The 25,736-nt window shown below is 36.0% G+C and carries 21 protein-coding genes; 13 read left to right on the top strand and 8 right to left on the bottom strand.

What is annotated here, in order from left to right:
* Window positions 1–5 precede the first annotated feature (5 nt).
* On the bottom strand, window positions 6–557 hold the full coding sequence (pnuC, locus tag ACKI2P_RS08020) for a nicotinamide riboside transporter PnuC (RefSeq protein ID WP_407376646.1): 552 nt from the start codon (window positions 555–557) through the stop codon (window positions 6–8).
* Window positions 558–799: 242 nt separating this feature from the next.
* The gene (locus ACKI2P_RS08025; RefSeq protein WP_296874842.1) at window positions 800–1,570 is read right to left on the bottom strand and encodes an SDR family NAD(P)-dependent oxidoreductase; all 771 of its coding nucleotides are present in this window, start codon (window positions 1,568–1,570) and stop codon (window positions 800–802) included.
* 325 nt (window positions 1,571–1,895) lie between these two features.
* Between ACKI2P_RS08025 and ACKI2P_RS08030 the strand changes: the two genes are divergently transcribed.
* The 3 genes from ACKI2P_RS08030 to ACKI2P_RS08040 are packed head-to-tail and all read left to right on the top strand — an operon-like array spanning window position 1,896 to window position 5,342.
* Complete coding sequence (locus ACKI2P_RS08030) at window positions 1,896–4,493, top strand: ATP-dependent helicase (protein WP_407376648.1); 2,598 nt, start codon at window positions 1,896–1,898, stop codon at window positions 4,491–4,493.
* A gap of 43 nt (window positions 4,494–4,536) precedes the next feature.
* Window positions 4,537–4,905: a DUF5518 domain-containing protein gene (locus tag ACKI2P_RS08035; protein WP_407376650.1), complete on the top strand. Its 369-nt coding sequence runs from the start codon at window positions 4,537–4,539 to the stop codon at window positions 4,903–4,905.
* Between the two features lie 23 nt (window positions 4,906–4,928).
* Window positions 4,929–5,342, top strand: a complete 414-nt coding sequence (locus ACKI2P_RS08040; protein WP_407376652.1) for a hypothetical protein — start codon at window positions 4,929–4,931, stop codon at window positions 5,340–5,342.
* Window positions 5,343–5,349: 7 nt separating this feature from the next.
* Here the strand turns inward: ACKI2P_RS08040 and ACKI2P_RS08045 are convergent, their stop codons facing one another.
* Window positions 5,350–6,441, bottom strand: coding sequence for a formate--phosphoribosylaminoimidazolecarboxamide ligase (locus ACKI2P_RS08045; RefSeq protein WP_407376654.1), 1,092 nt, complete (start codon window positions 6,439–6,441; stop codon window positions 5,350–5,352).
* Window positions 6,442–6,567: 126 nt separating this feature from the next.
* Between ACKI2P_RS08045 and ACKI2P_RS08050 the strand changes: the two genes are divergently transcribed.
* Together ACKI2P_RS08050 and ACKI2P_RS08055 are read left to right on the top strand one after the other, a co-directional pair.
* Window positions 6,568–7,098, top strand: a complete 531-nt coding sequence (locus ACKI2P_RS08050) for a metallophosphoesterase (protein WP_407376656.1) — start codon at window positions 6,568–6,570, stop codon at window positions 7,096–7,098.
* Window position 7,099: 1 nt separating this feature from the next.
* On the top strand, window positions 7,100–7,732 hold the full coding sequence (locus tag ACKI2P_RS08055; protein WP_407376659.1) for an RlmE family RNA methyltransferase: 633 nt from the start codon (window positions 7,100–7,102) through the stop codon (window positions 7,730–7,732).
* 62 nt (window positions 7,733–7,794) lie between these two features.
* Here the strand turns inward: ACKI2P_RS08055 and ACKI2P_RS08060 are convergent, their stop codons facing one another.
* Window positions 7,795–8,214, bottom strand: coding sequence for a hypothetical protein (locus ACKI2P_RS08060; RefSeq protein WP_407376661.1), 420 nt, complete (start codon window positions 8,212–8,214; stop codon window positions 7,795–7,797).
* A 117-nt stretch (window positions 8,215–8,331) separates the two neighbouring features.
* On the opposite strand from ACKI2P_RS08060, the gene mcm reads away from it, so the two are divergent.
* The 5 genes from mcm to ACKI2P_RS08085 all read left to right on the top strand — a co-directional run bounded on the left by mcm (window position 8,332) and on the right by ACKI2P_RS08085 (window position 13,127).
* Window positions 8,332–10,332, top strand: a complete 2,001-nt coding sequence (gene mcm, locus ACKI2P_RS08065) for a minichromosome maintenance protein MCM (RefSeq protein ID WP_407376663.1) — start codon at window positions 8,332–8,334, stop codon at window positions 10,330–10,332.
* A 127-nt stretch (window positions 10,333–10,459) separates the two neighbouring features.
* On the top strand, window positions 10,460–10,867 hold the full coding sequence (locus tag ACKI2P_RS08070) for a translation initiation factor IF-2 subunit beta (protein WP_292606299.1): 408 nt from the start codon (window positions 10,460–10,462) through the stop codon (window positions 10,865–10,867).
* A 32-nt stretch (window positions 10,868–10,899) separates the two neighbouring features.
* A complete protein-coding gene (locus ACKI2P_RS08075; protein WP_407376665.1) occupies window positions 10,900–11,943 on the top strand; it encodes a 60S ribosomal export protein NMD3 in 1,044 nt (347 codons plus the stop codon).
* A gap of 8 nt (window positions 11,944–11,951) precedes the next feature.
* Complete coding sequence (locus tag ACKI2P_RS08080; protein WP_407376667.1) at window positions 11,952–12,914, top strand: tyrosine--tRNA ligase; 963 nt, start codon at window positions 11,952–11,954, stop codon at window positions 12,912–12,914.
* 3 nt (window positions 12,915–12,917) lie between these two features.
* A complete protein-coding gene (locus ACKI2P_RS08085; protein WP_407376702.1) occupies window positions 12,918–13,127 on the top strand; it encodes a hypothetical protein in 210 nt (69 codons plus the stop codon).
* A gap of 278 nt (window positions 13,128–13,405) precedes the next feature.
* On the opposite strand, the gene tmk is transcribed toward ACKI2P_RS08085, so the two are convergent.
* Entirely contained in the window at window positions 13,406–13,984 is a 579-nt protein-coding gene (gene tmk / locus ACKI2P_RS08090) for a dTMP kinase (RefSeq protein ID WP_407376669.1), read from the bottom strand.
* An 80-nt stretch (window positions 13,985–14,064) separates the two neighbouring features.
* On the opposite strand from tmk, the gene ACKI2P_RS08095 reads away from it, so the two are divergent.
* The 3 genes from ACKI2P_RS08095 (at window position 14,065) to ACKI2P_RS08105 (ending at window position 20,989) form a co-directional block, all read left to right on the top strand.
* Window positions 14,065–16,566: a DUF3656 domain-containing protein gene (locus ACKI2P_RS08095; protein ID WP_407376671.1), complete on the top strand. Its 2,502-nt coding sequence runs from the start codon at window positions 14,065–14,067 to the stop codon at window positions 16,564–16,566.
* Window positions 16,553–18,982 carry a DUF3656 domain-containing protein gene (locus ACKI2P_RS08100; RefSeq protein ID WP_407376673.1) on the top strand — a complete coding sequence of 810 codons (2,430 nt, stop codon included), beginning with the start codon at window positions 16,553–16,555 and terminating at the stop codon, window positions 18,980–18,982. The genes ACKI2P_RS08095 and ACKI2P_RS08100 overlap by 14 nt, the downstream gene beginning before the upstream one ends.
* Window positions 18,983–19,063: 81 nt before the next feature.
* Entirely contained in the window at window positions 19,064–20,989 is a 1,926-nt protein-coding gene (locus ACKI2P_RS08105; protein ID WP_407376675.1) for a MutS-related protein, read from the top strand.
* Between the two features lie 62 nt (window positions 20,990–21,051).
* Here the strand turns inward: ACKI2P_RS08105 and ACKI2P_RS08110 are convergent, their stop codons facing one another.
* From ACKI2P_RS08110 to ACKI2P_RS08120, 3 genes are all read right to left on the bottom strand, one after another.
* Entirely contained in the window at window positions 21,052–23,994 is a 2,943-nt protein-coding gene (locus ACKI2P_RS08110; RefSeq protein WP_407376677.1) for a hypothetical protein, read from the bottom strand.
* A gap of 205 nt (window positions 23,995–24,199) precedes the next feature.
* Complete coding sequence (locus tag ACKI2P_RS08115) at window positions 24,200–24,658, bottom strand: hypothetical protein (RefSeq protein ID WP_407376679.1); 459 nt, start codon at window positions 24,656–24,658, stop codon at window positions 24,200–24,202.
* Window positions 24,659–24,973: 315 nt separating this feature from the next.
* On the bottom strand, window positions 24,974–25,561 hold the full coding sequence (locus ACKI2P_RS08120) for a TetR/AcrR family transcriptional regulator (protein ID WP_407376681.1): 588 nt from the start codon (window positions 25,559–25,561) through the stop codon (window positions 24,974–24,976).
* Window positions 25,562–25,736 lie beyond the last annotated feature (175 nt).

Below are 25,736 nucleotides of genomic sequence, written 5' to 3' on the forward strand. Positions count from 1 at the left end.
CAAGTTTAAAAAAGCAAAACATTAACATTTTTGTCTGAACCCATGGGACGAGGGAGATAGCCTAGGATAATATCAAATAACCAACGATATATAATAAAAAACCTAGGAATCCTCAACTTCAATAAGTTGAGGTAGTTCAAGGAAATGTACATTGCAACAACAGCCACAACAGTACCCAAAGCATCAACAAACGGCAGATTTCCATTTAAAAGCATTAAAATTGAACCATAAGCCATGGTTAAAATAGCAACAATAACCAGCAAAATTAAAGTGCTCCTTAAAGGCAATCTCATTTTATGGACTTCATTTGTTGCAGGATTCATGTGTTTGCTCCAGACATACAGCCCGTAGAATTCCATCGGCAAATAATAGATGAAATTCAACATAACTATACCATAAAACTTAGCATAAAACGAGATTGTCTCATAGGTAACCACATGAACAAGACCCAGCAGATATGTTGAAAGTTTACCTTTTCCAGCAAGCACCACTGCCATTACTCCACTAACAGCAGCAACAAAACCCAAAGGAGATTCTTTATTAACAATAGAAACCACGGCAATTACCAAAGTGGCGACAATCAACCAAATAATTTCCCATAATTTTCATCCTGAAAGTTCTTCCATTACAAATTTTTTTAAATTAAACATGATGATTAGCCTCCACCAGATATGAATTAAATTTGTAAGAAATATGTAAAAAAATTTTGTAAAAAACAGGTAAAAGTTTCAACACTGAAAAAAATGTAAAAATATTAAATTAAATAAAAAAAAGAAAATTGAAAATAAAAATTTTCAATTTAGATACAGGTATATCCACCATCTACAGCAATAGCTTGTCCAGTTACGTAACTGGATTTAGGTGATGCGAGATATACTACAGTTGAGTCTAATTCTCCGTCGACACCAGATCTTCCAACAGGCACAACAGTTTTTGTGTATGCTTTGTATTCGTCATTGTCGATAGTTGAACGGGTAAGTTCTGTTGGGAATGTACCCGGACAGATTGCGTTTACGGTTATGTTGTATTTTGCCCATTCTGCTGCTAATTGTCTGGTTAAGTTTACTACTCCACCTTTTGCTGCTGCATATGGGGATGTTGGGGTTGCCATGGTTCCGACTAAACCGAACATGGATGCAGTGTTGATGATTCTTCCGTATTTTTGTGGAATCATTGCTTCACGTGCAACTGCTCTTGACATTTTAAAGGTACCGGTCAAGTCCACATCAACTGTTTTGTTCCATTCATCATCAGTTAATAATTCTGCTTCTTTTGTTGCACCGTAACCTGCGTTGTTGTGGAGAATGTCAATTCTTCCGAAGTGGTCCATAACTTCTTTAACACATGCTTCTACGCTTTCAGTATCGGTTACATCACAGACTACGCCTATGCAGTCTACTCCAAGTTCTTTGATTTCTTCAGCTACTTGGTCTAATCTTTCTTTCCTTCTTCCGGTAACTACGATGTTTGCACCATATCTTGCATATGCTTTTGCCATATCAACACCAATCCCGGAGGATGCACCGCTTACTAAAGCTACTTGTCCAGATAAATTAAATAAATCATTCATTTTATCACCTTCGTATTTATAAATGATTTTAACAAATCATCAATAAATTACAATTAATAATTTATCATTCTTGTTTATTAACTTTATGTTTTTCTAGACATATTAAAAAATAACAATTGTTTTACATCATTTTATTTAAATTTTGATTTAAATTCGTTATTATTATTTAATTTTGTTTTAAAAGACAAATCATCAAATTCTGAACAGAATAATGAAAAATAAATATGTTAATTTTATTAGGCATGCCTAAAAATTGGAATTGAATCATATTTAATAACACCCAAGTACAAAATTAGAAATATAATTTTTCAAAGGCAGATGAAACATGATTGAAGAGCAAACAAAAACATACTCAAAAAAGGCAATTTTTAAAATTTTGCATCCATGGGTAAGACAGTGGTTCGATTCACAATTCGATGATTTTACCCCTGCACAAAAAAGATCAATCATTGACATCCACAAAAAGAACAACATTCTCATATCATCACCTACGGGTTCCGGAAAAACACTTACAGCATTTTTATCCGTAATAAGTGAATTGACAGCCCTTGCCGAAAAGGACAAGTTGGAAGACAAGGTCTACTGTATTTACATTTCTCCCCTTAAAGCTCTTGACAATGATATTGAAAAGAATTTGGATGACCCTCTGGAGGGAATTGAAAAGATAGCCGGCCGAAAACTGGGAATTCGAAAAGCGGTCAGAACAGGAGACACATCACAGTACCAAAGGCAGAAAATGCTTAAAAAGCCACCACATATCCTGATTACAACACCCGAAACACTGTCCATATTGCTTGTGGCACCTAAATTCAGGGAAAAGTTAAGCGGAGTCAAATATGTCATTATTGACGAAATCCATTCATTAGCTGAAAATAAAAGAGGAGTTCATCTAAGCCTGTCTCTCGAAAGATTGCAGCATCTGCTTGGACAGTTTACAAGAATCGGCCTTTCAGCAACAGTGAGTCCTATTGAGGAGGTTGCAAAGTTCCTTGTAGGATACGAATACGGAGTTGGGCGAAACTGCAAGATTGTAAATATCGACTATCTAAAGGAACTTGATATGGAGGTTATGTGTCCCGTAAGCGATATTGTGCTTGCAGATGAAGAGGATACCCGCCTTGGAATGTATGACCTGCTGGACGATTTGATTTGGGAAAACAAAACAACACTGATATTTACAAACACCCGAAGCGGAACAGAACGTTTCGTATACAATCTGAAGAAAATGTATCCTATGCACTATAATGATTCCAACATTATGGCCCATCATTCCTCCCTTTCAAAAGAAGTTCGCCTTGAAACCGAAAACAAGCTTAAGGAAGGTAAGCTAAAAGCTGTTGTTTCATCAACATCACTGGAACTTGGAATAGACATAGGTTATATCGATTTGGTCGTGCTTATCAACTCGCCGAAATCCGTTGCAAGGGCATTGCAGAGAATAGGTAGAAGCGGACACAAGCTGCATGAAAAATCAAGAGGGAAAATCATCGTAACCGACAGGGACGATTTGGTTGAATGCTCAGTTCTGCTTAAAAATGCAAAGGAAGGAAAAATCGACAAAATCAGCATTCCGACAAACTGCCTGGATGTGTTGGCACAGCACATCTATGGAATGAGCATAGAAAATCCCTGGGATATCGATTATGCATATGATGTAATCAGAAAAAGCTACTGCTATAAGGACCTCTCAAGAGATGATTATGAAGACGTATTAAGTTACATGGCCGGAGAATATCCTGAACTTGAAGAGAGATACGTTTATGCCAAAATATGGATTGACTATAAGAAAAACACCTTTGGAAAGCGTGGAAAACTTGCCAGAATGCTGTATTCTACAAATATTGGAACCATCCCCGATTCATCAGGAGTATTGGTGAAATGCGACGGTGAAACGGTCGGTAAAATCGAAGAGTCATTTATGGAACGGTTGAAAAAAGGAGACACTTTCGTTTTGGGAGGACGAACATATCGTTTCAACTACGGAAAAGGAATGACAATCAATGTTACTCCCGCAAGCGGACCACCAACAATACCTTCATGGTTTTCACAGCAGCTGCCACTGTCCTTTGACCTTGCGATGGACATCCAGCAGTTCAGAGACCATATGGACTCCATGTTCCAGTACAGACGAAGCAAAGAAGAAATAATGGAATTCATTTATGAATATCTTTATGTTGATGACTTTGCAGCCAATTCGATATATGAATACTTTGTTGAACAGTTCAAGTATGCCAAAATACCAACCAAAAGACGAATGGTAATCGAATACTATAAAGGATTCGGAGGAAGGCGCTTCGTAATATTCCATGCACTGTTCGGAAGAAAAGTCAATGACGCCCTCTCAAGAGCCGTTGCATATATCGTTGCCCAAAAATACAATATAAATGTTACAATCTCAATTTCAGATAACGGATTCTATTTAAGTTCTGATGGAAAAATCGGCGGTTTGGAATCATTCAAGGAAATCACGCCCGAAAACTTTGAAACGATACTGACAAATGCCCTGAACAAGACCGAAACATTGGCCTCAAGATTCAGACATTGCGCCGGAAGGTCATTGATGACGCTGCGAAGATACAAAGGAGAGTCAAAATCAGTTGGCCGCCAGCAGGTCAGGGGGAAAATTCTTCTTAAGTTCGTCCAGGAAATGGATGACAATTTTTCAATTCTGAAGGAAGCAAGAAGGGAAGCCCTTGAAGATTATATGGACATCAAGAATGCGTTGAAAATTATTGAGATGATTGACAGGGAAGAAATGGAAATTAAAACAATCAATACAGTAATACCTAGCCCATTTGCTTTCAATTTAGTTTCACAAGGTTATCTTGATGTTTTAAATCAAAATGACAGAGGAGAATTTACAAAAAGAATGCATCAGGCCATACTTGACCAGATTAAGGATAAGTTAAAAGACATTTATTAACAATGAATTATATAAATATACTAAATGATTATAAGGTGATATCATGACCAAACAGAGCGCAGTATTTATAGGGTTCATATTAGCAGTAATCGTTAAGGCATTCTTCGCTAGATATGAATTTATCGGATTGTTAATAGTTGGTTTTATCACAGGATATATTGCACATTCAGGAATCCTGGGAGGGCTATGGAATGCAGCCGTTGCAGGCGCTCTGGGAACCATAATTACAGCAATCTTATTTATAATCATTGCCACATTTGGAGGCAGCCTATTTGGAATTTTCGGAGGCCTGACAGGTTTTACAATTTCCGGAATTTCAAGTTTAGTCGCAGTTATAAGCGACATAATTTACTATGCAATAGTTATGGGAATTACAGGAGCCGTTGGAGGAGCAATAGCTTCTAAAAATTAAGATTAAGTTTTTGGAGACATAAAATGAAATATGATTTCGGTATAGACGTTAAAGGTCTAGTGTTTGGAGCAGCAATAGCTGGAGCATTTATAATTTTCGGATACCAATACAATGATTGGCTATATCCATTTGCAGCAATAGGACTTTTATATGCAGGATATACTCAACCTAGCATCAAACTGGGTGCTCTCATCGGTGCACTTGCAGCAACACCTATCGTTGTATTGACACTTCAAGGATACATGGGTACATTTAAAGAAGGATTCTTTACAACAGAAACCGGAGTTTTAACAGTCGTAATAATAATTCTTTTAATTGGTGCTTTTGTTGGTTTGGTAGGCGCATATACAAAAAGAAGTCGTGTTAAAGCCTTAGAACAATATGAGCAACAACAGAAAAAAGGTAAAAAAAATAAAAAAAATAAAAACAAAAAATAATAACGATTTAAGTTATTATTTTTTCTAATTCATCTCTTTCTATTCCTCTTTTTATTTCAAGAGCAATTCTTCTACCCATACTCATAGGTTTACCGTAGGTCAGGTAGGAGTAAGGAGAACCGTCCATAAATGTGTTTGTTCCACCGTCGGTTCTTGCACTGATTTCGAAACAGATTACTTCTAAATTATCGTTTACTAATGTTTGCATACAGAATGGTCCATTCAATCCAGGAGCAACTAATTTTTTAGCACTTTCAGTCAATTTATCAGCAATGTCGAATACTTGAGGAAGTAAAGATTCACGAATTACAGCAGGGTGGTTACCGGTGACTACATAAGATGGGCTTAAGTCAATGTCCAGCTGATCTTTTGCAGGCATTCTTACAAATCCGTCAATACTTGATTCGTATCTGGTGTCCATACCCATTAATTCAACTTTATCATCAAGTGCTGAGTAGAAATAGTGTATACAGTAATTACAACCGGAAACATACTCTTCAATGTGAGCTGCTTCAACATCACTGTCTTCCAACCAGCCACGTGCTTTCATAGCTTCGATTTTTGCATCAAATTCTTCAGTAGATGAAGCAACAAAGTAACCTCTTCCACCTCTTGCACCAGGGAACTTGACCATTACAGGCCTGTCGATTTCTGATGGGCTGTCATATTTGAACGGAATTCTGACATCCCCTTCAACAAGTAAAGCTCTTTCCTTGTCTCTTTCAGCCTCCCATCTCAATACATCCCTGTTTCCAAACATTGGTACGTTGAACTTGTCTTCCACATTGTCAAGTCCAGCATATGCGACAAAAGATCCATGAGGAACGACAATTGCATTCATATCTCTAAGTTTTTGTTGAACGTCTTCATTTACAATGTCTTTAAATTCATCAACGATGATATATTCATCTGCAACATCAAAACGCTGATAAGGAATTTCACGTCCTTTTTGACAAACGATAGCTGTTCTGAACCCTTCTTCTTTTGCACCTTGTAAAATATGTAAAGAAGTGTGACTTCCGAGAGTAGCTATTGTGATTTCACTTTTGTCATATTTAGCCAAAATATCCAAAATATCTTCCTTTTTAACTTTTCCCATTATATCTTCTCCTCAAAAGAATGATGTTATTATATATATTTTTATGAATTTATAATAGTTGTCATTTATAAATTTAAAAATGATAATAAACAAATAGTATTGTTAACTATTGAGGAAAAAGATAAAATGTTAATTGGTTTAATTTCAGATACCCACATTCCAGACAGGGCAAGGGTATTGCCCCAAAATGTGCTTGATGCTTTTGGTGATGTGGACTTGATACTCCATGCAGGAGATTTGACTTCATTGAAGGTAATCGAAGAATTGGAAATGATTGCACCAGTAATGGCCGTGCAGGGAAATATGGACAGGGCAAAAGGAATTGATTTGCCTAAAGCCAAAGTCATAGAGGCAGAGGGCTTGAAAATAGGACTGGTCCATGGAGAAGTTTATCCAAGAGCTGACACACAGCAACTGGTATATCTTGCAAAGGAACTTGACTGCGACATTTTAGTTTCAGGCCATTCACATCAGCCAAAAATAGAAAAGACTGATGGAGTCCTATTGATAAACCCTGGAAGCCCAATAGTGCCAAGGTTGGCGGACAGAACAGTAATGATACTTGAAGTGAATAACAAAGAAGTGGATGTGGAGATTATTAAGGTTGGAGCGCCGGTTTGCAGTGCGCTTGACTTTGACAAATTTAAAAGTGATTGAAATGGGAAGCAGATGGCAGGTAGAAAAGCATAAGGACCCTTATTATAAACAGGCAAAAAAAGAGGAATACCGTTCACGTGCATCATACAAGCTTAAACAGCTTGATAAAAAATTTAAAATCATAAAAGAAGGAAATACCGTTGTGGATTTAGGTGCCGCACCGGGAGGATGGTCACAGGTTGCCCTTGAAAAGGTAGGTGAAGAGGGAATAGTGGTCGGAGTTGATTTGAACAGATTCAAAAGGTTCCCCGAAGAAAACTATTACGGCATCAGAGGAGACTTTACAACACCAGAAGTCCAGGAAAAGATTATGGAAATCATCGGAGGAAAGGCAAAAGTCGTGATGTCAGATGCATCACCGTCACTGTGCGGAATTAAAAGCATTGACCAGCTGCGTTCAATTGACCTGATTACTGTGGTGATTGAAATTGCTGAAAATATTCTGGAAGAAAAGGGAAACCTTGTGATGAAAGTGTTTCAGGGCCCGGACTACAAACCAATGTTAGATTCACTTAAAGGCAAGTTCAGAAAGGTAAAAACAACAAAACCTCCATCATCACGTAAAAAAAGTTCTGAAATGTATGTTGTCGGAATAGAATATATGCCTAAAAAAAGGAAGCATAGGAAAAATTAAAAAAAATAGGGAATAACTATTCAGATAGCTTCAGACCCCTCAAAAAATTAGAAAAAATAAGATTATAATTGACTGTATGCATCGTAGGCTGTTTGAAGCTTTTGTTTAGCAAATTCGATTCTGCTGTCAACCTCATTTGAAGGTATATCCGCATCCAGAGCACTTTGAACATTCTCAATAGCCGAATTCGCCCGAGACAACTCTATTTTAGCATCATTATATCTTTGAATATCTTCACTACTGCCTGCATAATAAGTGGCCTTGATACCATCAAACTGGACTGACAGATTGCTGTATGAAGCTTTCAAATCAGCAAGCTCATCATATTGAGTGCCTGATGATATGTCATTTGTAATGCTTGAAGAAACAAGACTATAACCTACATAAGCAACAACAACTATTGTGGAAATTATCATAATAATCCCCACAACGGAAATCAACATAGAAGTAGATTTGAATAAGCTTAATCTAGATTTTCTCATAATTATCACAATTATTTTATAAACTAATTATTTAGTAACTATTAAATTTATCAATTTTACTATATAATTTTTACCTATACAAATTTTTTTAAATGATGAAATTATAATAATAAGATAATGAATTCCACTACTAAATCTCAAACATCAATCATAAAATTTGAAGAATTTTTCGCTACATCCTACAAGGATGACGTATTTGAAATACTTGAAACATACCCTGATGAACGATCCCTCACCGTTGACTACAATCAGCTCGAAATATTCGATCCAGACCTTGCGGATTTGTTAATTGAAAAGCCTGAAGAGGTAATTGAAGCTGCACAAACAGCTATAAAAAACATCGACCCCCTGGTTAAGGATGCCGACATAAACATTCGTTTTGAAAACCTCTCCAATGTCATCCAATTGAAAGATTTGTTAAGCAAATACATCGGAACATTTGTTGCTGCGGACGGAATTGTTAGAAAAACTGATGAAATAAGACCTCGTATTGAAACTGGAGTTTTTGAATGTAGAGGGTGTATGAGATTGCACGAGGTTGAACAGAATTCCGGGAACAGAATTATCGAGCCTTCACTCTGTAGCGAATGTGGTGGAAGATCATTCAGACTGCTTCAAGAGGAATCCAAATACATCGATACCCAAACAGCAAGAATGCAGGAACCTTTGGAAAACCTGTCCGGAGGAACCGAACCGAAACAGATGCTGATGGTTTTGGAAGATGATCTGGTTGATGAGCTGAATCCAGGAGACAAGGTCAGGATAACCGGAACATTGAGAACCTTCAGGGAAGAAAGAAGTGGAAAATTCAAAAACTACATCTACGTCAACCATATAGAACCGCTGGAGCAGGAATTCGAAGAGCTACAGCTTTCAGAGGAGGACGAGGAAAAAATCATTGAACTTTCAAAAGACCCCCACATTTATGATAAAATCATCAAATCAACCGCTCCATCAATCAGAGGATATCGGGAAGTAAAAGAAGCAATTGCGCTTCAACTCTTCGGAGGTGCTGCAAAACAGCTTGAAGACGAAACCAAACTGAGAGGAGACATTCACATCCTTATTGTCGGAGACCCTGGTATCGGTAAATCACAGATATTGAAATACGTTTCAAGACTCGCTCCTAGAAGTATCTATACCAGTGGTAAAGGTACAAGTGGTGCGGGTTTGACAGCAGCGGCCGTAAGGGACGAACTTGGAGGATGGTCCCTGGAGGCAGGTGCACTGGTTTTAGGAGACCAGGGTAACGTTTGTGTCGACGAGCTAGACAAGATGAGATCTGAAGACCGGTCTGCACTTCACGAAGCACTGGAACAACAGACAGTAAGTATTGCAAAAGCAGGAATCATGGCTACTTTAAATTCAAGATGTTCCGTTCTTGCAGCGGCAAACCCGAAATTCGGAAGATTCGACAGGTTCAAAGTGCTTGCAGAGCAAATTGATTTGCCTTCACCTATTCTTTCACGTTTCGATTTGATTTTTGTAATTGAAGATAAACCAAGTGTGGAAGGGGATACAAAATTAGCAGACCACATTTTAAGGATACACCAGTCAAATACCGTAGACTATGAAATAGAACCTGAACTGCTTAGAAAATATATTGCATATGCCCGTAAGAATGTGCATCCTGTTTTAACAGACGAAGCTAATGAAGTCTTAAGGGAATTTTATGTAAGTACAAGAAACAGCAATTCAGAAGAGCAGGCCCCCGTACCGATTACAGCAAGACAACTTGAGGCAATTATCCGTCTGGCAGAAGCCAGCGCAAAAATCAAGCTTAAAGATACTGTTGATAAAGAGGATGCTGAAAAAGCAGTTAAACTGCAATTAGCTTGTCTTAAGGAAGTGGGAGTTGATCCTGAAACTGGAGAGATTGATATCGAAGTCATGGAAGGTAGAACACCAACATCCGAAAGAGAAAAAATGCAAAGAGTTATGGAAGAAATAGGATTCTTAGAAGAGGAATTTGGTGACCAAGCCCCACTGAACGTATTGATTACAAACATGGCTGACAAATACGATATGAGTGAAGAAAAAGTGGAATCCTTTGTTAGAAACCTGAATCAAAAAGGATTAATCTATTTCCCAACTACAGGATATATTAAGCGTGCTTAATATTTCCATTATTTTTTTTAATTTTTTTTGAAATGCAACTATCTCTCAAAATTAACAATACATTAATAAATGATTAAAACCAAAATTAAAATATTATACTTATACTAATTTTTATAGGAGAGATAACATGGACAAATATGAAGATTTATTAGAAAGAGCAATAGACCAATTACCTCCTGAAGTATTTGAACATAAAAGATTCAAAATCCCTAAAGCTTATTCAGATATCCAAGGTAATAGAACCTTTATCAAAAACTTTAAAGATGTTGCAGAAGGTTTAAATAGAGACCCTCAACATTTATTAAAATTCCTGATGAGAGAATTGGGTACTGCAGGAAACATAGAAGGTCAAAGAGCAATCTTACAAGGTAAATTTACACACTACCTAATCAACGAAAGAATCGAAGATTATGTAGACAAATACGTAATTTGCCACGAATGTAACAGACCAGATACAAGAATCATCAGAGAAGGTAGAATTTTCCTACTTAAATGTGCTGCATGCGGTGCAACAGCACCTTTAAAAACCTTATAATTCTACTTTTTTTATTTATTTTTATTGATAATATGTTTTGTCCAGAGTGTGGAAGTACTGATAAAGAGATGGTTGGCGACATTTGCATTGACTGTTTTTTAAAAGAATTCCAAATGATTGAACTTCCAAGACGCATAGAAGTTCAAATATGTAGCCACTGTAACAGCAAACTTGAAGAAGGAAAATGGAGCGACGAATTCCTTCCGGAAGATGAAATTATCTACAGAGCACTTGAAAGGAATATAAAAATCGCAGATGAAGTATCAAATGAAGCCATCAACCTTGAAATTGACCAGATAAAAGGCACAATAGCCAACTGCTATGTGGAAGTTGTCGGAGAGGTCCATGGCGTTGAAATCGAAGAGACACATGACACTGAAGTGAAAATACTGAAAACAGTATGTCCGACATGCAGCAAAATGCAGTCAGGATATTATGAAACTGTTGTCCAGTTCAGAGCGGACACCCGTGAAATAAAAGCGGAAGAATATGCCCAAGCTGACGAAATTGTCGAGAGAACTTTAAACAAACAATCAAAAAGGGACAAATTGGCATACTGCCCGCAAATAGCCAAGCTCAAAGAAGGATATGATTACTATATAGGATCATTTAAATCCGGAAAAAAAGTGGCCGAAAACCTGGCTGAAGAATTTGGCGGAATAATCAAGGAATCTCCAAGATTAATCAGTGAAGACAAATCCACCGGAAAAGGACTTTACAGAATCTGGATTTCAGTCAGAATTCCTGAATTTGAAATCAACGATTTCATCAGATATGAAGATAAAATAATGCAGGTCAAAAGCATTTCCAAAAGCAGCCTTGTCGGAGTTGACATCATAACAGATAAAGCTCATAACATTCCTATGAAAAATATGGAAAACATTGAACTTGTCAAAAAAGAGAGCGAAATCGAAACCGCAATGATTATCTCAAAATCTCCAAGTACAATTCAGATTTTAGATCCAAGTGATTATTCAACAGTTGATCTGGAAATGAAAGATGAATTTAAAGATAAAAATGCCGGAGAAGAAATAAATCTCATTAAAATTAACAATTACATTTATTTATTGAACTAAGTGATAAAATGAATATTGAAGAAAAAATTCAGTTAATCGAGGAAGGAACCTTAGAAGTTATAGATACAGAAGAATTGAAAGAAGTCCTTGAAAAAGACCAGCCTATAGCTTATACCGGTTATGAACCTTCAGGAAAAATCCATTTGGGACATGCAGTAACAGTGCAGAAGTTAAAACAATTGCAGAAATTAGGCTTTAAAATCAAAATCCTTTTGGCAGATTATCATGCATTTTTAAACGGGAAAGGAACTGTAGAAGAAATAGCTGAAACTGCAGAATACAACAAAAAATGTTTCCAGGCACTGGGGCTTGACGAAACAACAGAGTATGTTTTAGGATCATCCTTTCAATTAGAAAAAGATTACACTGATAAAGTTTATCAACTGGCTACAATGACTACCTTAAAAAGGGCAAGAAGAAGTATGGACCAGGTTAGCCGTGCAGATGACAACCCGAAAGTAGCTAGCGTTATTTATCCGATTATGCAAACTGTCGACATGGCAGCTTTAGACGTTGATATCGCATTGGGAGGTATGGAACAGAGAAAAATCCAAATGCTGGCACGTGAAAACCTCGAAAAAATAGGGGAAAGCGTACCTGTATGTATCCACACTCCATTACTCCACGGTCTTGACGGTGATGCTAAAATGAGTTCAAGTAAAGGAAACTACATCGCAGTGGATGATTCCGTTGAAGAAATCAGTAAAAAAATCAAGAAAAGTTTCTGTCCACAAGGAGAAATTGAAGGCAATCCAATGATTGAAATAGCAGAGACTTTTGTTTTCCCAAATCAAGATACTTTACTTATAAAAAGACCTGAAAAATTCGGTGGTGACATCGAATTGACACATGATGAGTTAATTAAGGAATTTAGTGAAGGTAATTTACATCCAATGGATTTGAAAACTGGAATTAAAGATTTCTTAATTGAATTCTTTGCCCCTGTAAGAGAGTACATGGAGGAAAATTAAATGATTGAAGAAAAAGAAGAATTCCAAATGGGTTTGCCTAATGGCGTTGGAGAACAGATGCTTGCCCATGCATTTGAAAAGTTCGACATCCAATTAGAACAGACTGAATTCGGACCTGTACTGATTGGAGAATATGAGGAGCTTGTAAAGGCAAGGGACTTTCTGGAAAATGCAATCCGTGAAAGATTGGAAGAGCTCCAAGGAAATAAATAATATTTTTCCTTAATTTTTTTTATTTTTATTGTACTTTTTTCAAATAATTTCCATTCCCCATAGTGAACTCTATTTTTTTACACAAGTAATTAGGGGAATACATCTGTAACCCATTCAGTACGGGGAACAGGCACTGATACCTGAAGTTCCTTTGCAGAAAAAGCAAAACAGGAATGGCCTGTCAGGTTAAGGATTCACAATGCAGCTTAGCATGAGAGTCAGAAATATATAATTAGCACCGGGCTTTGTAACACGCACAGTGCTTTTAAAAAAAAAGATTACCTGATGCAATCAGAACAGAGTCCGAGATACGGTGCAACCGCTTTTTTGATATCTGAAGATACCTTGTTTACGCCGTTGTTTGCATCAATTATTTGATGTTCATAGTTTTTGGCTAATTTTAAATAGTTTTCTTTTACGCCTGTTAAAAATTCCTCATTTTCAAAAGTATCATCATCTGAAGTCCTTGCAACAGACTTTTTAACATCCAAATCAAGCAAAATCAACAGATCCGGTTTTTTGGCATATTTATTTAAAACACTAACCCATTCAGGATTTCCCTGATATGCCAAACTGGAAATGAATGACCTGTCTGAGATTATAATCTTTGATTCGTCTTCAAGCTCATCCATAATCATTATCCTATCCGCTGCAAAAAGCAAAGCCAGTGCATTTTGAATTTTTTCTGATGTTGCATCAGGACGCTGTAAAATTTCACGTATTAATTTACCAAGCTTTGTATCAGTCGGTTCCACTATTGTTTCAACTCTGAATCCATTTGCAACCAACCATTCCTTTAACATTTGGATTTGGGTTGATTTGCCTGAGCCGTCAATTCCTTCAAAAACAATATACATAAGATAGATTATGTTTTACTTTAATATATAATTAATTACAAAAATAAAAATGAATAAATCTAACAAGGTGTTTTAAAAAAATGGTTTTAGAAGAATTACTTGCTCCTGCAGGCTCATATGACGTATTGGTTATTGCAGTGAATGCCGGTGCTGATGCAGTCTATATTGCCGGTCAAAATTATGGAGCCAGAGCATATGCCAAAAATTTTACCATTGAAGAAATTGAAAAAGCAGTCAGATACGCTCATTTGAACGGAGTGAAAATCCATGTTACAGTCAACACACTGATTAATAATTTTGAAATCGTTGATGTGCTCCAATACCTGTTCAAACTGTACCAGATTGGAGTCGATGCCGTAATCGTCCAGGATTTCGGACTGATCTGGCTTTTGAAAACTTTCATTCCAGAACTGGAAGTTCATGCATCTACCCAGATGGGTTTAAACAACTATTCCTCAATCAAATGGGCCGCTAAAAACAATATCAAAAGGGTAGTGCTTCCAAGGGAAGTCAACATTGAACAGATAAGACAATTTTCCGAACAGCTCAAAAAGGACAATATCAATATGGATATAGAAACCTTCGGCCATGGAGCGTTATGCTATTGTGTGAGCGGAAAATGCTACATGTCATCTTACAACAGCGGCAGAAGCGGTAACAGAGGAGCTTGCGCACAGCCATGCAGAAGGGAATACCGTCTCAAATACAGAGGATACAACATAGGAAACGGATATCTCCTTTCAACACACGACCTTGCAACATACAACCATCTGGATGAAATCGCAGATGCCGGAGTCAAGTCATTGAAGCTTGAAGGGAGAATGAAATCCGGAGATTACATCGGAACAATCGTCAACAGTTACAGAAACCTCATTGACGGTAATGAGGGAGACTACAAAAAAGACCTGCACCTTGTTTTTAACAGACAATTCACCGACGGATACATGATGGGAGACAAACCTGGAGACGTTATGGGCAGAGGCCATTCCGGCCATGAAGGATTATACATAGGGGACATAACCGAAATTGATGGCACTAAGGTCACCATTGAAATCAAAAACAAGGAAATTCCGGTTATACTGGAACCCGGTGACGGAATAGCTTTCAAGTACAACGGCAAAATCAAAGGAATCTATCTGGAAAACATTATAAAACAGGATGAAAACGAAATCATCATAGACACCACACGTCTCGTCAAGGTTGGAACAGAAGTGTTCATCAGCTATTCCAAATCAACTCACGATTATCTAAAGCAGTTCGAAAAGGAAACAATAAAAAACAATGTTCCTGTTAGTTTATCCCTGACATGGGATGAAAACATGAATCTTTTCACAAAAGTCGAATATTATCTGGATGACGAACTTATCAATTTCAGGCATAAGACCCTTGGCAAGTTTGAAAAAGCAAAAAATAAACCTGTGAGTGAGGAAACAATTGAAAAACAGCTTAAAAAGACTGGAGGAACTCCATTTTACATAGATAAAATCACATTCAACAACATGCCGAAGGATATCTTTATTCCAATTAGGGAAATAAACCAGATTCGTCGTGAAATTCTGGATAATGCCGAAGATCTGCTGATGAATCATTATACTCCTACTAAAAAATCCGTAAAGGCAGTCAGAAAGGATTTGACAAAATTCATTGAAGACTATGAAAATGAAAAAACAAAAACAAAAAATAAAACACCGAAACTCTCCCTATTTATTGATGACCTCTCACAAATCACAGCCGCTTCAGGATTTGATTTGAAAAGGATTTATTTTGACGGGAACTGTCATTACAACAATCCTGACGATTACTTCAACAACATAAAAGAAACGCTCAAAAAGGCCAGCATGATGGCATCACCAACCGAGCTTGTTTGGGTTTTATCCGCATTCATCTCTGAAGAGGAAGCCAGAAAATGCAATGAAATAGTAAAAGAGCTTGAAAACGAAGGATATGTCATTTCAGTAATGGGTGATTTTCCGGGAATGAACGAAATATTTGACTGTCCAATCTATGGAAACCATAACCTGAACGTCTGGAACAGCTTTTGTGTTAGAAGCATGAACGCCGCAGGATTTAAATCACTGATTTTATCTTCAGAACTTTCAGGACGTGAAATCAAAGAGCTGGTCGCCAGAAATCATGACAGAAACATTGATCTGGAGATGATTGTCAATGGAAACCTTGAAGTTATCGTAAGTAAGGACGATTTCACAAATCTGAATGACGGGAAAGACTTTATCATCTCAAATGATGCTGATTATGCAACACTGGAGGACAAAAAAAGGAAAAAATTCAAATATAAGATATTTTTCGACTACAAAAAGCAGAGCCATATCATAAACAAGGATTGCCTGTGCCTGATTGAGGAAATGAATGAGATTAAGGAATTGGGGCTTGATTCATTGATTGTTGACTGCAGATACTCAAATGAAAAATACACTTCCCAAATTCTCTCGATTTATACCGAAAGCCTCAGAAATAAAGACCAAGAGGAACTGACCAAATACAAATACAAGATTATGGATTTCTCACAGTCCTATATCAACAAAGGAAACTATATCGAAGGTAGATTACATGAGAATTCCTGAACTGCTTGCTCCTGTCGGGTCAATGGACCATCTGAAAGTGGCGATTAATGCCGGAGCAAGTGCCGTCTATCTGTCCGGAAAGGACTATGGTGCCCGAAAGTTTGCCTGCAACTTCACATTAGATAAAATTCGTGATGCAGTAAACATTGCTCACATGCACAATGTCAGAGTTTACGTTACCGTGAACACATTAATCAAGCAGGATGAACTTGAAGATGTCATCAACTACCTGGCCAACCTATATGCAATGGGAGTGGATGCGGTTTTGATTCAGGATTTGGGACTGGTCAAACTGATTAATGAACATCTGCCGGATTTAAAAATCCATGCATCGACACAAATGACGACTGAAAACCAGCTGAAACTGAATTATCTTGAAAGTAAAGGCATTAAACGAGTAGTCCTCCCACGTGAAATGAGAAAAGAAGAAATAGCTGCATTAAAAACCAATATGGAACTTGAAATATTCGTTCATGGAGCATTATGCTATTCATATTCCGGCCAATGCCTGATGAGCAGTTTCAAGGGCGGAAGAAGCGGGAACAGAGGCACTTGCGCCCAACCATGTCGCCAAAAGTATAAAATTCAAGGAATAAAACGGGAAGACCATTACCTGTCTCCCTGCGATTTGAACCTCTTCAATCGGCTGAAAGAGATTTCAGAGCTGAACATTTCATGTATAAAAATCGAAGGCAGAATGCGAAGCAAGGAATACCTAGCCATTGTCGTAAGCAATTACAGGAAAGCATTGAACAAGCTGAAGAGCAATAAACAAATCAATTCAGAGGAACTTAATCTGGTTTTCAACAGAGGATTTATCGAAGGCCAGTTCAACTCAAAATCCAAAAGGAGTCTTAGGGCAGGCCACATCGGACTGAAAATAGGTAAAGTCATTGAAAATGCTAAAAACCAGATTGCAATTAGACTCGATGATACAATAAAAACCATACCTGAAAGGGGAGACGGCCTCCTGATAGTCAAAAATGCAAATGATTACGGCCTTGAGATTTCACAAACCCCCATATTGACAACATTAAATCATTTCAAAAAAGGTAAAAACAAGCAAGTCAAGGACTTAAGCCGTAAAAATAAGGTACTGATTGTCAAAAAGGTTTGGCAAAACAAAAAAAGTGATTTTGATTTGACCGATTCGGCCGTGTATCTTACAAAAAGGAATTCGCTAACCAAAAAGGTAAAAGAAATCGAAAGTAAAGGAAGGAGCTTTATCAAATCGAAACTGATTTTAACATTTTCCGTGAAAAATAAGTTTCCTGTGCTAAAAGGTAGACTGACCCTTGCAAACCGCAGGCAAATCGAGTGTGACGTAAGATCAAACACTCCTTTTGAAAAGCCACTTAAAAGAAACGTTACACAGGACATGATTAGAAAACAGCTTTTAAAAGTTGACAATTATCCTTATGAAATTACCCATATCAACATCAACTATGACGGAACACTGTTCATCCCAATAAGTAAAATCAACGAACTTAGAAGAAACCTGTTTGAAAAGCTTGAAAAAGAAGTGATTGATTCATACAGACATGAACCTAAAAAAATAACCTTAAACCATGCTGAACAGAAAATAGAAGATAATCCAACACAGTTATCCTTTTATACCAATAATTTAAATCATCTGAAGAGTTTAAAGAATGTGAATCGTGTTTATCTGGAAATACCTCTTGAAAATGAAACACTTGAAATAACTCAAAACAACCACTACAATCTGAATTACATGATTACATTTTTAAAAGAAGCTATAGAACTATCACAGGCAAAAGAGTATGAACTAATTTGGAAATGGCCTGACATAACCCACGACAAATTAATAAACGCATTGAACAAAGTAAAAGGAATATTAAATAAAATGCATTACAACATCCCTATCATGACAAATAATTTCAACGGCCAGTACGGCCCGTATTCCATGAACATCACCAACTGCGAATGTGTCAAAAGCCTTGAAGGTTATGACATTGTAACAGTGTCTCCGGAACTGACAAAAAAGGACTATGAGGACATAATAATGTACTGCGAAAATCCTCAAAAAATTGAACTGCTGGTTCAGGGATCTGTTGAACTGATGAAAACAAGATATTCAATTTTATCCCGTAAGGAAAATAAGCAGCTTAAAAACAGATCTGATTTTTATCTCATTGACCGGAAAAACAACAAATATCCGATTCACAAAAGCATATCCGAAGAGGAATTGATTATTTTCAACGACAGCGAACTTTCATTATTGAATGAAACAACTTATCTTAAAAGCATTGGATATTGTAATTTCTCAATAGATGGCCGTTACAAAAAAGACAACTATACAAAAATAGCTGAAATATACGAAAAAGCGTTGAAAGGTGAAATCAATGAAAAGGAACTGTTGAAATACAGTCCTAAAAACACTTTAGGAAACTACTGAGATTACTTATCAAATGCTCTCTCGGCAATGTTTGAATATATATAATTAATAAAAAATTATCTACAAAAAGGGTTTGGTAATATGCAAGGAGAAAGAATTACATTGCAAAACATAAAAGGAATAGGGGATAAAATCTCCGAAAAGATATTGAACAGTGTTGGAGGAGAGGAAAAACTCCAGAAAATAGTCGATAATGTTGATGTTGAAAAAATATCTAATATTGAAGGCATCAGTCAAAGAAAAGCTATTGAAATAATGAATCAACTATTAAACAATCCGGAATATGAGTTTATAAAAAGTGATAGGGCAATGGAGCTTTATGAAGACATCATAAACAAGATATTGTCATATTCAAATACCACCTATTCAAAAAACAGAATACTGCTTCTTTCTCCAACAAAAGACATCGGCAAGATAAATTCACAGCTTGATTTTGTAATGAATGCAAAAGAACATGTATCCCAACTTCCAATCATCAAATTGAGAGGCTTAATGAAGAATCTGAAAGAAGTTGAAGAAGCCAAACCCGAATATGACCCAAGCAAAGCAATTCTTGTAGAACGTGAAGAGGACAATTCATATCTTACCGATTTAGGATTGAATCAGTATTATCCTATCATCACAGCAAGCGATTCACCATTGCTTCAGGAAGAGATGATGAATTATGATCTTGTTTTTTATGTTTATTCACAGGGAATTCTTGATTTTGAAGGAATGCCAAATCTTGTAATGATTAACATTGAAGAAAATGACTATGAGATAGTTCCTGAAAAAATAATCAATTTCTTTATACAAAACAAGGATTTGTTTTCAAGAGTTCATGAAATTCAAAAAATCAGAAATAAGGAAAGTGTGCTGGGAGACATCATTCCAATCATTGATGAACTTAACATCATTGATAAAAGGGAAGTCGATATTGAAGAACTTGTTCTTTCTCTAAAAGATGAGATGGATGAAGAACTGGAGAAGTCCATTAAAAAAGTTGATCTTGAAGGAGATGAAATTCTTAATCTATTAAACAATAACTTCCCGCCAAAAATAAGTAAAATATTTGACGAAATTATCAATAAACGTAAAGACCTAATCCGGGAAAAAACAGGATTGAGTTTTGACCCGTTCCTCAGAACATATCCGATTCAAATCGATGAAAATGAAATCCAAAGAGTAACCCTGGAACTGTCCTCCAAAAAGGAAAACGATATTTTTGACATTAAAAAGAGTGCTGCAATTGAACTGAACTCAATTAAAAAAAGAGCCATCGAAGAGGTTGAAGACACCATAAAATTTGATTATGAATTCAGCTTAGGCAGTTTTGCATATGAATACGGATTGACAAGACCGAAATTCAGTGATGAAATTAAATTGAATGGTGCACTGCATTTAGAACTGGCACTTAAAAAAGATAAGGATCATGTTCAGACTGTTGATTATCAATTGACCAAAGATGAAAACATTGCACTTCTAACAGGAGCAAACAGCGGTGGAAAAACAACCCTGCTTGAAACATTGACACAAATTCAAATTATGGCACAGATGGGTCTGCCAGTAAGTGCGGAAAATGCTGAAATCAAGATTTGTGATGAAGTTTATCACTTCTCCAAGAAAAGGTCACTTGATGCAGGCGCATTTGAATCATTCTTAAATGTGTTCATACCAATCGTCACCACAAATAGTGAAAAGTTAGTATTACTAGATGAACTTGAAGGAATAACTGAACTGGACGCAGCGGTTAAAATCATATCCACATTTATCGATATGATAAAAGAATCCAATTCTTATGGAGTCATTGTCACTCATATGGCCAGGGAATTGATGAACTACACAGACATTCGTGTAGACGGTATCGAAGCAAAAGGATTAGACGAAGATTATAATCTTATTGTGGACAGAACTCCTAAAATGAATTTCCTTGCAAAAAGTACACCCGAATTAATTTTAAAAAGAATATATGAAAAATCAGATGATGATTTGAAAGCCGTATATGCTAGGATTTTAGAAAAATTCTAAAAGACTCATATACTACTTTTTACTATTTTGAAAAAAAGAAAAAAATAGAGAGAATCAATTCTCTATTTACTTATTATTTTAACTTTTTTAGTGACTTTACTGTAATAGGAATTTCCCTTGTAGTTTATAACTGCAGTGAATTTACCTTTTTTGGTCAATTTTGTTATTTTAAAGGTAGCTTTACCTTTACTGTTTGTTTTTGCTTTGTATGTTTTTCCTTTAACCTTTAAAGTAACAGACACTTTTTTGAGTGCTTTTCCTTTACTGTTTTTTAAGGTCATTGTGTATTTTTTGGTTTTTGTAGACCTTTTGAACTTCTTATTTTTAGCAACGATTTTGGTTTTTTCCTTATTGACAGTTATTTTCACAGTTTTTGATGCAGCATTGTAATTTAAATCCGTACATTTAATTACGAGATTTTTCTTGCCTGATTTTACGGCTTTGAGTATTTTTGCAGTCAGACTTATTGATGCAATCCCTTTGGAATTGGTTTTGGCAGACCCTATGTTTTTACCGTTCAATGTGAATGTGACCTTTTTGTCGGCCAAAACATTAGCTTTTACATCTTTAAGGATTATGCTGTATTTTCCACCATAATTAATGACATATGTTTTCGCAGAAGCAGTGATTGTAGCTTTTTGTTTTAAAACGGTGAATTTCACATGTGAAATTGCCACATACAAATCTTCATAGACCAAATCCACATCATAGCTTCCGGCATCGAGGTTTGGAAGTACAAATACTCCAATTCCATTTTCAACCTCTGCACTATAATTATTTCCCCCAACAGAACCCCTCACAGTACCATTATTAATAGGATTATAGTTTCCGTCAGTTACGTTTACAACAATGACTACAGTTTCACCATATGTAACATTGCTGACATTTATGACCTCCATATGCCCTACATAAAACGGTTTAGGAATTGCAGGAGTGACGTTGATCAGTTTAGGAGATACATTTTCATTTAGACGCATATTGTTTGTTCCCAATGTTGCAACGTTGCCTTCAAATACGGAATCTTTGACTGTCAGATTAGCTTTAGCCACTATTGCTCCACCATCTTCAGCATTATTTTTTATAAATTGGGACCCTTCAATTTCCCCATCACCATCAAATAAAACAGCTCCACCTTTGCTTGATGCTACGTTATCAGTAAAGCAGGAATTGCTAATTTCACCCGCACCGCCAATATAAACAGCACCTCCAGCATACTCAATTGCAGAATTGCTTCTGAAATCAGAATCATGGATTTTTATACAATCACTAAATTCATATATTGCTCCACCACTGAATCTGGCAGTATTGTTGTAGAACATGGAATTTTTAACTGTTCCGTTACCCCAAAATTCAATTGCTCCACCGGTTCTTGCATAATTGCCGACGAAATAGCAATCATTTACATCACCAGTACCATTAACAAATAGTGATGCTCCATTTTGTGCTTTATTGTTGGTGAAGTTGCAATATTCGATTATTGCATCATTCCATGCATAAATTGCACCCCCATGATATGAACCATGATTGTTTGTAAAATTTGAAAATACCACTGAGCCGTTGCGGTTAAGGTAAACCGCTCCACCATCATCTTCCGCATCGTTGTCTTCAAAGTAGGAATTGGAAACTATTCCGTTTCCGTCAAAATAAATTGCGCCGGCATCATAATCTGCATGGTTGTTTAGGAAACTGGAGTTATATACTTCACCTGATCCTGCAAAATAAATAGCTCCACCGGTTTCGGCATGATTATCCTTAAATGAAACCTCGTTAATAATACCCTCACCAGTAGCTATTGCACCACCGTAAATTGCTGAATTGCCTGTAAATTCTCCATTGAATATTACGTTTTCAAAGCTTTCAAAGAAATTAACTCCTCCACCGCTTGGAGAGGTATTGTTGATGAAATTAGCGTTGAAAGTTATGTTGTACGGAGTGTGTCGATAGTTTACCCCACCACCATTCAAAGCGGCAGTGTTGTTTATGAAATCGCATGTGAAGACGTTATTTGTAGATGTATCTTTAAATGTTATTGCACCACCATTTCCAACAGATTCATCAACCTCCCCTAAAGCGTGATTGCTAATGAAATAACCGTTGAAGCTGTTGTTGTTGGTAGTGTTGTGGAAAAATATTGCACCGCCACAGGATTTGGCAGTGTTGTTTATGAATTCACAGTCAAACTTATTATCGTTTGCCTTGTTGTAGAAAAAGATTCCTGCACCATAAAATGCATAATTGATTGTGAAAATACTTTCAAAGCGATTGTTTTGAGCTAAATTATAGAAAAATATTGCTCCTCCACTGGCCTGATTTGCCCGGTTTCCATTAAAGTTGGAGGCAAAGGCATTATTTTTTGATTGTCCTTTGACATATATTGCTCCACCAGCCCTTACGGCAGAATTGCCTTTGAATTGACCAGTGATTACATTATTGGAAATTGCGCCATTAAAGTATATTGCAGCACCATTATTTGCAGTATTGTTTATAAAAGTTGAATCGATTTTGGAATTTGAAAATGCTTTTTCAACATATACTGCGCCTCCGGATTTGTTGGCGACATTGTTATAAAACATTGAATCCAGAATGTTTAAATTAGCACTGGCAAATATTGCTCCACCATTTTCATCCGAATATCCATTAATAAAACTAATATTTTTCAAAGTAACATTGACGGATTTTATATTGAATATTCTGGCTTGTCCCGCTCCGTCAATGGTGTGCCCTTCACCATCAATCACGATATTGTCCTTATCGATTATGATTCCCATAGCATAATCCGAATCGTTGGAACCATAGGCATAATCTTTTTTCAATGTCAAATTACCGCCAGTTGCAATATTGGAAATTTCTTGATTTAAATCTGTGAAATTGCCTACTTCGTTACTTTGCAAAGTAATTTGGTCTGTTTGATAATCATTTGTAACATTATCCTGCGCATTAACTGCCGAAACGGAAAGAATGCACACAAAAATTAATAATAACAAAAACTTTTTATTAAATGACATGTCCCCCTCCAATATATAATAAGTATTTTGTTAATATTGCCTTATAAATTTTTAAAGAATAATAAAAAATAGATTGGAATTGTTAAAAGAAAATTGTAATTGGCATTTGAAAATTAATTAACATTCAATTAATCTGAATTTTGAAAAAAAGATATTTAAAAGCAGGTCCTTTTAAACCTGCTTTTTAATTAAAAATCACTAATATTTATCTTCTTCTTAATATAACTGCCGCAACAACTAAAACTACAACCACAATGAGTAAAATCAATATTGGATTACCTGTTGCTAACAGGTTGTGTAGAGCATCAGGAATAGATGAATTTGTAGTTGTGTTTTGTGCTACAGGAGTGGAATTAGTAGTATTAGTAACATTGCCTGCGGTTTGATTTTCAGCAGTTTGGTTTTCTAGGGTTTCATTGTATTGGCTTCCAGCCCAACCGCCCTCATCTTCATAGTTACTTCCTGCATATCCACCGTCTTCATAGTTACTTCCAGCATAATCGCCACCGTTATCAACGGATCCATCATCAGATTGACTATAATCTTCAGTGGCTGCATAGTTACTTCCTGCATAGCCTCCGTCCTCTGCTGCGAAAGCAACACCTACAGATGCGATAATGCAGAATATTGCAAGTAAAGCTAATAGTTTTTTTGAAATATTCATAATATTCACCATCAATTTAATTTAAAAAGTGCATGTTGAATAAACCAACATAGCTAGCACTAAATAATATTATATGAAAAAGACCATATATAAAATTTTTTAAATGCAAATGTCGGCTTTAATCCCAAAATTAGGAAAAAAATAAATTAAACCAAATCTTAAATGAAAATAATTAATTTGAAATTGAAAAAGTGAAAAAAATAAGTTTTCAAATTATATGAAAATTTCAATGAACTCAAAAAAAAGATAATATAAATAAATGCTGAACAAGTCCAGCAGTTAAAAAAAAATAATTAGAATGCAACAACTTGGACACTAAGGGTTTATTCCCTCAAACATTATATTCAGCAAGTCATCAGCATAATAATTTGTTTCAAATTCCAAATCCTTGTTATATATTTTCCACAATATGACTGACTGGAACAACATACCGAAACACATAATAGCCAGGGATTTAGGATTAAGCTCCCTAATTACGCCTTTTTCTATTTTTATTTTGAAAAATTCTTCCAATTTATTTAATATCGCATCAGTGATAGTGGATATCAAAATTGGTTTATCGGGATCTTCTCTAACTTCTTCCATTGCCACCCTAATTATACTAAAATCTTCATCAGAAAGACTTAAAATACCGAAAAAAGAAATTTTGAGATATTCTTCAATCCCATCGTCTTCTTCAAATTCGAAGATTTTTTCTAATTTATCTATCAACAATTGCAGGTGATATTCTTTTGTTAACTCGACTAAATTGTTTTTGTTGTCGAAATTTCTAAAAATAGTTACTTCATTAACACCCGCTTTGGCAGCTATTTTTTTGGTAGTTGCTTTGGTAAACCCTTCCTCTTGAAGGATTTCAAATGTTGCTTTTATGATTCTCTCATCAGTGCTGCTAAATTCTCTCATAATTATAGTTAAATTTTTAATCTTAATATATTTACCTATTAATTTAATCAGATTAAGTTGCATTTTGAAATACAATTTTTACTTAATCAACCTTTGAACACCAACACATCATCAAAAAAAAAATGTATTGCAGTTTAACAGGCAATTTGGAAGAGAAAGTTTACATCAATAGTCT

This window comes from Methanobrevibacter sp., from assembly GCF_045541095.1.
GTDB lineage: Archaea > Methanobacteriota > Methanobacteria > Methanobacteriales > Methanobacteriaceae > Methanocatella.

Excerpts from the sequence above, each read along its gene's own strand:
- ACKI2P_RS08025 (WP_296874842.1), bottom strand. The coding sequence starts at position 1,570 with ATGAATGATTTATTTAATTTATCTGGACAAGTAGCTTTAGTAAGCGGT.
- ACKI2P_RS08030 (WP_407376648.1), top strand. The coding sequence starts at position 1,896 with ATGATTGAAGAGCAAACAAAAACATACTCAAAAAAGGCAATTTTTAAA.
- ACKI2P_RS08035 (WP_407376650.1), top strand. The coding sequence starts at position 4,537 with ATGACCAAACAGAGCGCAGTATTTATAGGGTTCATATTAGCAGTAATC.
- ACKI2P_RS08040 (WP_407376652.1), top strand. The coding sequence starts at position 4,929 with ATGAAATATGATTTCGGTATAGACGTTAAAGGTCTAGTGTTTGGAGCA.
- ACKI2P_RS08045 (WP_407376654.1), bottom strand. The coding sequence starts at position 6,441 with ATGGGAAAAGTTAAAAAGGAAGATATTTTGGATATTTTGGCTAAATAT.
- ACKI2P_RS08050 (WP_407376656.1), top strand. The coding sequence starts at position 6,568 with ATGTTAATTGGTTTAATTTCAGATACCCACATTCCAGACAGGGCAAGG.
- ACKI2P_RS08055 (WP_407376659.1), top strand. The coding sequence starts at position 7,100 with ATGGGAAGCAGATGGCAGGTAGAAAAGCATAAGGACCCTTATTATAAA.
- ACKI2P_RS08060 (WP_407376661.1), bottom strand. The coding sequence starts at position 8,214 with ATGAGAAAATCTAGATTAAGCTTATTCAAATCTACTTCTATGTTGATT.
- mcm (WP_407376663.1), top strand. The coding sequence starts at position 8,332 with ATGAATTCCACTACTAAATCTCAAACATCAATCATAAAATTTGAAGAA.
- ACKI2P_RS08070 (WP_292606299.1), top strand. The coding sequence starts at position 10,460 with ATGGACAAATATGAAGATTTATTAGAAAGAGCAATAGACCAATTACCT.
- ACKI2P_RS08075 (WP_407376665.1), top strand. The coding sequence starts at position 10,900 with ATGTTTTGTCCAGAGTGTGGAAGTACTGATAAAGAGATGGTTGGCGAC.
- ACKI2P_RS08080 (WP_407376667.1), top strand. The coding sequence starts at position 11,952 with ATGAATATTGAAGAAAAAATTCAGTTAATCGAGGAAGGAACCTTAGAA.
- tmk (WP_407376669.1), bottom strand. The coding sequence starts at position 13,984 with ATGTATATTGTTTTTGAAGGAATTGACGGCTCAGGCAAATCAACCCAA.
- ACKI2P_RS08095 (WP_407376671.1), top strand. The coding sequence starts at position 14,065 with ATGGTTTTAGAAGAATTACTTGCTCCTGCAGGCTCATATGACGTATTG.
- ACKI2P_RS08100 (WP_407376673.1), top strand. The coding sequence starts at position 16,553 with ATGAGAATTCCTGAACTGCTTGCTCCTGTCGGGTCAATGGACCATCTG.
- ACKI2P_RS08105 (WP_407376675.1), top strand. The coding sequence starts at position 19,064 with ATGCAAGGAGAAAGAATTACATTGCAAAACATAAAAGGAATAGGGGAT.
- ACKI2P_RS08110 (WP_407376677.1), bottom strand. The coding sequence starts at position 23,994 with ATGTCATTTAATAAAAAGTTTTTGTTATTATTAATTTTTGTGTGCATT.
- ACKI2P_RS08115 (WP_407376679.1), bottom strand. The coding sequence starts at position 24,658 with ATGAATATTTCAAAAAAACTATTAGCTTTACTTGCAATATTCTGCATT.
- ACKI2P_RS08120 (WP_407376681.1), bottom strand. The coding sequence starts at position 25,561 with ATGAGAGAATTTAGCAGCACTGATGAGAGAATCATAAAAGCAACATTT.